Raw genomic sequence first — 11,145 nt, 5'->3', positions numbered from 1 at the left:
GGATTGAAAATATCTCGCTATCAGTACATTTAAAGGGATATACGGTCAATTCTACTCAGCCCATTACATTCATTTACGGCGAAATTTGCGAGCCGCTTTCGAAGAATGAAGGTGGGATATAGCGAAAAGAAAGGGTGACTCCCCATCCCTGAGCGAGAACTCAGAGCAGGGGAGTCAGAAAGGTTTACTACACTTCCAGCCAGTTCATGATCCCGTCAGCCGCTTTGCGGCCTTCGGCAATGGCGGTCACCACCAGATCCGAACCACGCACAATGTCACCGCCGGCGAAGATTTTCGGATTGCTGGTCTGGAAGGCGTTATCGCTGCCTTCCGGCGCGATAATACGGCCCTGAGAATCCAGTTCGACGCTGTGTTTTGCCAGCCACTCCATGTTATGGGGGCGGAAGCCAAACGCCATCACAACGGCATCCGCCGGAACCACATGTTCGGAACCGGGGACGATTTCCGCACGACGGCGGCCTTTCGCATCCGGCGCACCCATTTCGGTACGTGCCATTTTCACGCCGCTGACTTTACCATTCGCATTGATTTCAATACCCAGCGGCTGCACGTTGAACTGGAACTCCACACCTTCTTCACGCGCGTTTTTCACTTCGCGTCGGGAACCCGGCATGTTTTCTTCGTCACGGCGATAGGCACAGGTGACATGCGTTGCGCCCTGACGAACGGAGGTCCGCACACAGTCCATGGCGGTATCGCCACCGCCCAGCACCACCACGCGTTTACCTTCCATATTGACGTACGGTTCGTCGGTGGTTTCACCAAAGCCCATGATCTGCTTCGTATTGGCGATCAGGAACGGCAGGGCGTCAAATACGCCATCGGCGTCTTCGTTTTCCAGCCCGCCGCGCATGGACTGATAGGTGCCGACGCCGAGGAATACCGCATCGTACTCTTTCAGCAGGTCGTCGAGCTGTACGTCACGTCCCACTTCCACATTCAGTTTGAACTCGATTCCCATGCCAGTGAAAATTTCACGGCGGCGAGTCATCACCTCTTTTTCCAGCTTGAAGGCCGGAATACCAAAGGTCAGCAGGCCGCCAATCTCTGGATGACGGTCAAACACCACAGCCTTCACACCATTGCGGGTCAACACGTCGGCACAAGCCAGCCCGGCTGGCCCGGCACCGATGATCGCAACCCGCTTGTCAGTCTGGCGAACGCCGGTCATATCCGGACGCCAGCCCATTTCGAACGCTTTATCATTGATATAACGCTCGATGTTGCCGATGGTGACGGCACCGAACTCGTCGTTCAGCGTGCAAGAACCTTCACACAAACGGTCCTGCGGGCACACGCGACCGCACACTTCCGGCAGCGTGTTGGTCTGGTGAGACAGTTCCGCAGCTTCAAAAATGCGTCCTTCATTGGCGAGCTTCAGCCAGTTCGGAATGTAGTTATGAACCGGGCATTTCCACTCACAGTACGGGTTACCGCAGGAAAGACAACGATCCGCCTGTGCTTTTGCCTGACCTTCTGAAAACGGTTCGTAGATTTCGATAAACTCGATTTTGCGGATCTTCAGCGGCTTCTTCGGCGGATCAACGCGCTGCAGGTCGATAAATTGGTATACGTTCTGACTCATTGCTGCTACCCCTTACTGCGCCTGCACACGCAGCTCTGCTGCGCTACGACTACGGTGACCCAACAGTGCTTTCACATCACTGGACTTCGGTTTAACCAGCGCGAATTTGTTAGCGAAGGCTGACCAGTTAGCCAGAATCTCTTCCCCGCGCTGTGAACCGGTATGCTGCACGTGTTCGGTGATCAGGCCACGCAGATGCTCTTCGTGGATAGCCAGTTCGTTAACGCTCAGCACTTCGACCAGTTCCGGGTTTACACGTTTACGGAACTCACCATCTTCGTCCAGCACGTAGGCGAACCCGCCCGTCATACCCGCGCCGAAGTTCACCCCGGTTTTGCCGAGGATACAGACGATTCCGCCGGTCATGTATTCGCACCCGTTGTCGCCAATCCCTTCCACCACGGTGATCGCACCGGAGTTACGCACCCCGAAACGCTCACCCGCCCGCCCTGCGGCATACAGACGACCCCCGGTCGCGCCATACAGGCAGGTGTTGCCAATGATGCTCGCTTCATGACTGCGGAAAGCGGAACCGACCGGAGGACGCACCGCCAGCAGACCACCCGCCATGCCTTTACCGACATAGTCGTTAGCATCGCCGGTCAGGTACAGCTCCACGCCGCCCGCGTTCCAGACGCCGAAGCTCTGGCCTGCGGTACCGCTGAAATGCGCTTTAATTGGGTCAGAGGCCAGCCCCTGATCGCCATGGGTCTGAGCAATATATCCCGAGAGCGACGCGCCAACAGAACGATCGGTGTTACGAATATCGAACCAGAAGGTTTTGCTCTGGCGCTCATCAACATACGGTTTCGCCTGTTGCAGCAACTGTGCGTTCAGTACACCGTTATCAAACGGCGGGTTGTTCTCGGTGCAGTACAACGCTTTGCCGAGATGCGGCTCCGCGGTTTCCAGCAGCCGGGACAGCGCCAGTTTCTGCTGTTTGGCGGTAAACCCGTCCAGTTCTTTCAGCAGGTCGGTACGGCCAATCAGATCCACCAGACGCGTCACGCCAAGCTGCGCCATCAGTTCGCGCGTTTCGCGAGCGATAAACTCAAAGTAGTTGGTTACTTTGAACGGCAGACCGTGATAATGGTTCTTGCGCAGTTTGTCGTCCTGGGTTGCCACACCGGTTGCACAGTTGTTGAGATGGCAAATACGCAGGTATTTACAGCCCAGCGCCACCATCGGGCCGGTACCGAAGCCGAAGCTTTCTGCACCGAGGATCGCCGCTTTGATGATATCCACGCCGGTTTTCAGACCGCCATCGACCTGCAAACGGATTTTATGACGCAGGCCGTTGGCGACCAGCGCCTGCTGGGTTTCCACCAGGCCCAGTTCCCACGGACAGCCTGCGTATTTTACCGAAGAGAGCGGGCTCGCGCCGGTGCCGCCGTCATAACCGGCGATGGTGATCAGGTCAGCGTAGGCTTTCGCCACGCCGGTCGCAATGGTACCGACGCCCGGTTCGGACACCAGCTTCACGGAGATCATCGCCTTCGGGTTCACCTGCTTCAGATCGAAAATCAGCTGCGCTAAATCCTCGATAGAGTAGATATCGTGGTGCGGCGGCGGGGAGATCAGCGTCACGCCCGGTACCGAGTAGCGCAGTTTGGCGATGTACGGGGTCACTTTATCACCCGGTAGCTGACCACCTTCTCCCGGTTTCGCACCCTGGGCGACTTTAATCTGAATCACGTCGGCGTTAACCAGGTACGCCGGGGTGACACCGAAGCGACCAGAGGCCACCTGCTTAATGCGTGACACTTTATTGGTGCCGTAGCGCGCCGGGTCTTCACCGCCTTCGCCGGAGTTGGAATTACCGCCGATGCTGTTCATCGCTTCGGCCAGTGCTTCATGTGCCTCCGGGCTTAGTGCGCCGATCGACATTGCAGCGGTATCAAAACGTTTGAACAGTTCGCTCGCCGGTTCGACTTCCTCGATGCTGACCGCGTTGTCGCCAGGATTAATTGCCAGCAGATCGCGCAGTGTCGTCGCGGGACGCTCGTTGACCAGTTTTGCGTATTCCTGATAGTCGCTGTATTCCCCGCTCTGAACCGCCTGTTGCAGGGTTCGTACCACGTCCGGGTTGTAGGCGTGGTATTCGCCGCCATGCACATACTTCAGCAGGCCGCCCTGTGAAATAGGTTTACGTGCCAGCCAGGCGCGTTTGGACAGGTTCAGCAGATCCTGCTGGAAGTCTGCAAAGCCCGCGCCGCCGATGCGACTGACCACGCCCTGGAAGCAGAGATTCACGACATCATCATGCAGGCCCACCGCTTCAAACAGTTTGGAGCAGCGGTAGGAGGCGATGGTCGAGATGCCCATTTTGGACATGATTTTGTACAGCCCTTTGTTGATGCCGTTACGGTAGTTCAGCATCACGGTACGGTAGTTTTTGGCGATCGCCTGAGTGTCGATCAGGCGGCCCAGCGTCTCGTACGCGAGGTACGGGTAAATGGCCGTCGCGCCAAAGCCCAGCAGCACGGCGAAGTGATGCGGATCGCGAGCGCTTGCGGTTTCGACAATGATGTTGGCGTCGCAGCGCAGGTTCTGCTCAACCAGGCGCGTCTGTACTGCGCCGACGGCCATCGGCGCCGGTACCGGCAGGCGATTTTTGCCGATATTACGGTCTGTCAGTACCAACAGAACGGTGCCGCTGCGGACCATTTGCTCGGCGGTATCGCACAGCGCTTTGACTGTCTCTTCCAGCGTGGTTTGCGTTGCATCGAAGGTGATATCGAGCCGGTCGGCGCGATAATGCTCTTCTTTCATCGTAGTGAGCTGCTGGAAATCCGAGTACAGCAGAATTGGTGATTTAAAGCTCAGACGGTGCGCCTGGCCTTCCGCTTCGCAGAAGACGTTCATCTCGCGACCGATGCTGGTCGCCAGCGACATGACATGCGCTTCACGCAGCGGATCGATAGGTGGGTTCGTCACCTGGGCAAACTGCTGGCGGAAGTAGTCGTAAATGATGCGCGGCTGGCTGGAAAGCACGGCAAACGGGGTATCGTCACCCATTGAACCGACCGCTTCCTGACCGTTTTCGCCGAGCACGCGGAGAACGGAATCCAGTTCTTCGGCGCTGTAATTAAACTGTTTCTGGTAGCTGGCGAGCGTATCGTCGTCCAGTTCACGCTGGCCCACCTGATCGTCTGCCAGATCTTCAAATGGCACCAGGCGGCGGACGTTTTTCTCCATCCACTCTTTATACGGATGGCGGCTTTTCAGGTCGTCGTCCGTTTCGGCGGAGTGCAGAATGCAACCGCTGCGGGTGTCGATAACCATCAGTTCGCCGGGGCCGACACGGCCCTTTTCGACCACTTCGTCAGGCTGGTAGTCCCAGATCCCGACTTCAGATGCGCAGGTGATCAGCTTGTCTTTGGTGATGACATAGCGCGCCGGACGCAGACCGTTACGGTCGAGGTTACAGGCGGCGAAACGCCCGTCGGACATAACGATACCGGCCGGGCCGTCCCACGGCTCCATATGCATGGAGTTAAAGTCAAAGAAGGCGCGCAGATCCGGATCCATATCCGGGTTGTTCTGCCAGGCTGGCGGCACCAGCAGACGCATGGCGCGGATGATGTCCATCCCGCCCGCCAGCAGCAGTTCCAGCATATTATCCATGGAACTGGAGTCGGAGCCGGTTTCGTTAACGAACGGCGCGGCGTCGTGCAGATCCGGTATCAGCGGGGTCTGGAATTTATAGGTACGGGCGCGAGCCCACTGGCGGTTACCGGTAATAGTGTTGATTTCGCCGTTGTGCGCCAGATAGCGGAACGGCTGCGCCAGCGGCCAGCGCGGCACGGTGTTGGTGGAAAAACGCTGGTGGAACAGGCAAATGGCCGATTCCAGACGCAAGTCCGCGAGGTCCAGGTAGAAGCGCGGCAGATCCGCCGGCATACACAGACCTTTATAGATGTTGACCAGGTTTGACAGGCTACAGACGTAGAAGTCTTTGTCTTCCTGTAGTCGTTTTTCAATACGGCGACGGGCGATGAACAGACGACGTTCCATATCGCGCGGACGCCAGCCCGCAGGGGCATTCACGAAAATTTGTTCAATACGCGGCAGGGAGGAGAGGGCGATTTCACCCAGTACACCTTCGTTGGTTGGTACATCACGCCAGCCAACAATCGACAGAGTTTCCTGCTGAAGCTCTTCTTCGACAATACGGCGAGAGGCGGCGGCCAGTTCAGGGTCTTTGTTCAGGAAGATCATGCCAACCGCGTAGTTTTTGGCTAAACGCCAGCCGTGCTCTTGCGCAACGATGCGGAAAAAGCGGTCAGGTTTTTGCAGCAGCAGACCACAACCATCGCCGGTTTTACCATCAGCGAGGATTGCGCCACGGTGCTGCATTCGGGCCAGTGCGTGTATGGCGGTACGCACTACCTTGTGGCTAGGTTCGCCTTCTATGTGGGCGATCAGGCCGAAACCACAGTTATCCTTCTCAAGGGATTTATCGTACAACATATCAGTGAACCTCCCCAGGCTCTGCGAGACCCCCTTCCGATACCGTTTGCGCACGGGCACACCAAGAGCATGGCGACGGGGTTTGCGTGTCATACGCTTACCTCGCATTCGCCCTCTTTATCCATTTCGCTTAGGTCAAACAAGTTTGAGGACTTGCTGTCAGAGGGAATCTCAATTACTGCATAAATATGATGAGCACACCGCTCATCCAGAAAGCTTCCAGCGGATTTCCACGTTATCGGGAATCCACACACAGGTCAAATGGCAATCTTATTTCTCTAATAATGTGCTATAGAGCATTTATCTTCATGAAAATACTGAAAATAATATCATTTTGACATTGAATTAACGTACTGGAAACGAGGCGAGGAGTGTGATCTGTCTCACTGTCATAACCGCTTGTTAGCTCATGTCTCCGCTTTATTCGTCGTCAGATGTAGTGTTTTGTGCTGGTTTGTTGCGATATGACATTTCATGATACTGTTTTTGCGCAATCGACGTCAGAAGATAAAAAAAATGACCGGAGATAAGGAAAAGTAATTGGCTGGGTTGTGAATGAAATATCGTTTATTTTGAATGGATATGCAATTGATAAAAGCCTGCCGGGGCGATTGATCCAGGTCATCGCCGACAAGGGCTAAAAATGGCAGGCTTTGGCCTCTTTTCAAGGCGCGGTCTATCAGATTATGCAGTTACAGAAATTAGTCAATATGTTTGGTGGGGATCTTTCTCGGCGTTATGGGCAAAAGGTTCATAAACTGACGCTCCACGGCGGATTTAGCTGCCCAAATCGCGATGGCACCATCGGACGCGGCGGCTGCACTTTCTGTAATGTTGCCTCTTTTGCGGATGAAGCGCAGCAGCATCATTCGATCGCCGAACAACTCGCGCACCAGGCGCATCTGGTTAATCGTGCGAAACGCTATCTGGCCTATTTCCAGGCCTATACCAGTACCTTTGCTGAAGTGCAGGTGTTGCGCTCGATGTATCAGCAGGCGGTCAGTCAGGCCAGTATTGTCGGGCTGTGCGTGGGAACGCGTCCCGACTGCGTACCGGAGGCGGTTCTCGATCTGCTCTGTGAGTATAAAGACCAGGGCTATGAAGTGTGGCTGGAGCTGGGGCTGCAGACCGCGCATGACAAAACGCTGCACCGTATTAATCGTGGTCACGATTTTGCCTGTTATCAGCGCACGACCCGCCTTGCCCGTGAGCGCGGCCTGAAAGTTTGTTCGCACCTTATTGTCGGCCTGCCGGGAGAACGGCAAGCGGAATGCCTGCAAACGCTTGAGCGGGTGGTGGAGACGGGAGTGGATGGCATCAAACTGCATCCGCTGCACATCGTGAAGGGCAGCATTATGGCCAGAGCGTGGGAAGCAGGGCGTCTGAACGGGATTGAACTGGATGACTACACGCGAACCGCAGGCGAGATGATCCGTCATACCCCGCCGGAGGTGATTTATCATCGTATTTCCGCCAGCGCGCGCCGTCCCACGCTGCTGGCACCGTTGTGGTGCGAAAACCGCTGGACTGGGATGGTTGAGCTGGATCGTTATCTGAATACGCACGGCGTGCAGGGTTCTGCGATCGGACGGGCATGGGTTCCGCCTGACGCCTGAACTATGACGGGCATTCGCATTTCTTGCACATTCTTCAACGTCTTGCCCAGAATTGAGTATTATTGTGCCAGGTTGTCGTAAAGGAAATCCCTGATGAAGCAAATTCGTATGCTGGCGCAGTACTATGTGGACCTGATGATGAAATTGGGTCTGGTGCGCTTTTCGCTGTTGTTGGCGTTAGCGCTCGTTGTGCTGGCAATTGTGGTGCAGATGGCGGTCACCATGGTGCTACATGGTCGGGTCGAACAGATCGATGTCATCCGCTCCATTTTCTTTGGTTTGTTAATCACCCCCTGGGCGGTCTATTTTTTGTCGGTGGTGGTGGAGCAACTGGAAGAATCCCGTCAGCGGTTATCCCGACTGGTGCAAAAGCTGGAAGAGATGCGTGAGCGCGACCTCAAGCTCAACGTCCAACTGAAAGATAATATTTCGCAGCTGAATCAGGAGATTGCCGACCGCGAAAAGGCAGAGGCGGAACGCCAGTCCACGTTTGAGCAGCTCAAAGTTGAGATCAAAGAGCGCGAAGAGGCGCAGATCCAACTTGAACAGCAATCCTCTTTTTTACGTTCTTTTCTGGATGCCTCGCCGGATTTGGTTTTTTATCGCAACGAAGATAAAGAGTTTTCCGGCTGTAACCGGGCGATGGAGTTGCTCACCGGCAAAAGCGAAAAACAACTGGTTCATTTAAAGCCTGCTGATGTGTACTCGCCGGAAGCCGCCGAAAAAGTCATTGAGACCGACGAAAAAGTTTTCCGCCATAATGTGTCGCTGACCTATGAGCAATGGCTTGATTATCCCGACGGGCGCAAAGCCTGTTTTGAAATCCGCAAAGTGCCTTATTACGATCGCGTTGGTAAACGTCATGGCCTGATGGGTTTTGGTCGCGATATTACCGAGCGCAAGCGCTATCAGGATGCGCTTGAGCGCGCCAGCCGCGATAAAACCACCTTTATTTCCACCATTAGCCACGAGCTGCGCACACCGCTGAACGGAATTGTCGGTCTGAGTCGTATTCTGCTGGACACTGAGCTGACGGCCGAACAGGAAAAATACCTGAAAACGATCCATGTCTCCGCCGTGACGTTGGGGAACATCTTCAACGATATCATTGATATGGATAAGATGGAGCGGCGTAAGGTTCAACTGGATAACCAGCCAGTGGATTTCACCAGCTTCATGGCCGATCTGGAGAACCTCTCCGGCCTGCAGGCGCAGCAGAAAGGGCTGCGTTTTGTGCTCGACCCGACCTTGCCGCTGCCGCATAAAGTGGTGACTGACGGCACGCGTCTGCGGCAGATCCTGTGGAACCTGATCAGCAACGCGGTGAAATTTACCCAGCAGGGCCAGGTGACCGTGCGCGTACGTTACGATGCCGGCAGTACTCTGCACTTTGAAGTGGAAGATTCCGGCATCGGCATTCCGCAGGATGAGCAGGACAAAATCTTCGCCATGTATTATCAGGTGAAAGACAGTCACGGCGGAAAACCAGCGACCGGTACAGGCATCGGTCTGGCGGTCTCGCGTCGTCTGGCGAAAAACATGGGTGGAGATATCACCGTGGCAAGTCAGCCAGGTAAAGGCTCTATCTTTACTCTGACCGTCCATGCGCCAGCGGTGGCAGAAGAAGTTGAAGATGCGTTTGAGGATGACGATTTGCCGCTGCCGGCGTTAAATGTCCTGCTGGTAGAAGATATCGAACTGAACGTCATTGTGGCGCGCTCGGTGCTGGAAAAACTCGGCAATAGCGTGGATGTCGCGATGACCGGGAAAGCGGCGCTGGAGATGTTCACGCCGGGCGAATACGACCTGGTGTTGCTGGATATTCAGTTGCCGGATATGACGGGCCTCGATATTTCACGCGAACTGACCCAGCGTTATGCGCGTGAAGATCTGCCGCCGCTGGTGGCGCTGACGGCAAACGTCCTGAAAGATAAAAAAGAGTATCTGGATGCCGGTATGGATGACGTGCTGAGCAAGCCGCTGTCGGTACCGGCGTTAACCGCCATGATTAAGAAGTACTGGGATACCCAAGATGAGGAGGAGTGCACGGTGAAATCTGAAGAGAGCAGTAAATCGCAAGCGCTATTAGATATTCCGATGCTGGAACAGTACATAGAGCTGGTGGGGCCGAAACTAATTACCGATGGCCTGGCGGTGTTCGAGAAGATGATGCCAGGTTATTTAAGCGTTCTGGAATCCAATCTGACCGCGCGTGACAAAAAAGGCGTGGTTGAAGAAGGGCATAAAATTAAAGGGGCGGCGGGTTCTGTTGGCCTTCGTCATCTGCAACAGCTGGGGCAGCAGATCCAGTCACCCGATCTTCCGGCATGGGAAGATAACGTGGGGGAATGGATTGAAGAGATGAAGCAGGAGTGGCAACACGACGTTGCGGTATTAAAGGCCTGGGTGGCAAACGCTGGAAAAAAATGACCCCGGCTTGACCGGGGTGCGCGAATACTGCGCCAACACCAGGGAAATCATGGCTGCGCCGTAAGTTATAATTGTGATTTAAAAGGCGCAGCGCGTAAATTCGGGCCGCACGCAGTTAAGATAGCAAATCTTAAATGCTTTGTTACATGAATCAGTTAAATGTGTGAAGCGTAGCATTTTAATCACAATTATTAATGTGCTGCAGATAGTGGTGAAAAGGACATTTGAATGAAAAAAATTGGCGTAGTTCTCAGTGGATGCGGTGTGTATGACGGTGCTGAAATTCATGAAACCGTACTGACGTTGCTGTCCATTGCCCGCAGCGGCGCGCAGGCCGTCTGCTTTGCGCCCGACAAAGCGCAGGCCGATGTGATTAATCATCTGACGGGCGAACCGATGGCGGAAACCCGTAATGTACTGATTGAAGCGGCCCGTATTACACGCGGCAACATTCGTCCGCTTTCTCAGGCAGTCTCAGCCGATCTGGATGCGCTGATTGTTCCCGGTGGTTTTGGCGCGGCCAAAAATTTGAGCAACTTTGCCAGTCAGGGCAGTGAATGCCGGGTTGATCCGGATTTAGCCGGGCTCGCTCTGGCGATGCATCAGTCGGGCAAGCCGCTGGGTTTTATGTGCATCGCCCCGGCGATGCTGCCGAAAATCTTCGACTTTCCGCTACGTCTGACAATCGGGACCGATATTGATACAGCGGAAGTGCTGGAAGAGATGGGGGCGGAGCATGTGCCGTGCCCGGTCGATGATATCGTCGTTGATGAAGATAATAAAATCGTCACCACACCGGCCTACATGTTGGCGCAGGACATCGCTCAGGCGGCAATGGGGATCGAAAAACTGGTATCACGCGTGCTGGTCCTGGCGGAATGAAAAAAGGAGTTTTCGCCTTTCTGAGGCGAGTGATATTGCGCGTCGTGATTATCCTCGCCGTTTTCTGGGGCGGTGGCATTGCGCTGTTTAGCGTGGTGCCTGTGCCTTTTTCAGCGGTAATGGTTGAGCGGCAGATCG

The 11,145-nt window shown here is 54.9% G+C and carries 5 protein-coding genes and 1 pseudogene; 4 read left to right on the top strand and 2 right to left on the bottom strand.

What is annotated here, in order from left to right; genetic code table 11:
• Positions 1 to 187 precede the first annotated feature (187 nt).
• Both gltD and gltB read right to left on the bottom strand, forming a co-directional pair.
• Entirely contained in the window at positions 188 to 1,606 is a 1,419-nt protein-coding gene (gene gltD / locus AB7E14_RS13350) for a glutamate synthase subunit GltD (RefSeq protein ID WP_130098191.1), read from the bottom strand.
• A 12-nt stretch (positions 1,607 to 1,618) separates the two neighbouring features.
• Positions 1,619 to 6,079, bottom strand: coding sequence for a glutamate synthase large subunit (gltB, locus tag AB7E14_RS13345; RefSeq protein ID WP_316962574.1), 4,461 nt, complete (start codon positions 6,077 to 6,079; stop codon positions 1,619 to 1,621).
• Between the two features lie 686 nt (positions 6,080 to 6,765).
• Here gltB and AB7E14_RS13340 point away from each other — a divergent pair.
• The 4 genes and pseudogenes from AB7E14_RS13340 to mtgA form a co-directional block, all read left to right on the top strand.
• Positions 6,766 to 7,695: a TIGR01212 family radical SAM protein gene (locus tag AB7E14_RS13340; RefSeq protein WP_081048487.1), complete on the top strand. Its 930-nt coding sequence runs from the start codon at positions 6,766 to 6,768 to the stop codon at positions 7,693 to 7,695.
• Between the two features lie 93 nt (positions 7,696 to 7,788).
• Positions 7,789 to 10,125, top strand: coding sequence for an aerobic respiration two-component sensor histidine kinase ArcB (gene arcB, locus AB7E14_RS13335; protein ID WP_042998311.1), 2,337 nt, complete (start codon positions 7,789 to 7,791; stop codon positions 10,123 to 10,125).
• A gap of 228 nt (positions 10,126 to 10,353) precedes the next feature.
• Positions 10,354 to 11,007 carry an isoprenoid biosynthesis glyoxalase ElbB gene (gene elbB, locus AB7E14_RS13330; protein ID WP_042998310.1) on the top strand — a complete coding sequence of 218 codons (654 nt, stop codon included), beginning with the start codon at positions 10,354 to 10,356 and terminating at the stop codon, positions 11,005 to 11,007.
• A pseudogene (gene mtgA, locus AB7E14_RS13325) lies at positions 11,004 to 11,145 on the top strand (monofunctional biosynthetic peptidoglycan transglycosylase); the annotation flags it as partial. The gene elbB and the pseudogene mtgA, both read left to right, overlap by 4 nt.

Source organism: Citrobacter sp. (assembly GCF_050252275.1).
Taxonomy (GTDB): domain Bacteria; phylum Pseudomonadota; class Gammaproteobacteria; order Enterobacterales; family Enterobacteriaceae; genus Citrobacter_A; species Citrobacter_A amalonaticus.
The sequence above is the reverse complement of the archived record's forward strand: the minus strand, read 5'-3'. Positions and strand labels throughout refer to the sequence as shown.

What these genes read in the sequence shown, in the direction of transcription:
- elbB (WP_042998310.1), top strand. Translation starts at nt 10,354, where the DNA reads ATGAAAAAAATTGGCGTAGTTCTCAGTGGATGCGGTGTGTATGACGGT.
- gltD (WP_130098191.1), bottom strand. Translation starts at nt 1,606, where the DNA reads ATGAGTCAGAACGTATACCAATTTATCGACCTGCAGCGCGTTGATCCG.
- AB7E14_RS13340 (WP_081048487.1), top strand. Translation starts at nt 6,766, where the DNA reads ATGCAGTTACAGAAATTAGTCAATATGTTTGGTGGGGATCTTTCTCGG.
- gltB (WP_316962574.1), bottom strand. Translation starts at nt 6,079, where the DNA reads ATGTTGTACGATAAATCCCTTGAGAAGGATAACTGTGGTTTCGGCCTG.
- arcB (WP_042998311.1), top strand. Translation starts at nt 7,789, where the DNA reads ATGAAGCAAATTCGTATGCTGGCGCAGTACTATGTGGACCTGATGATG.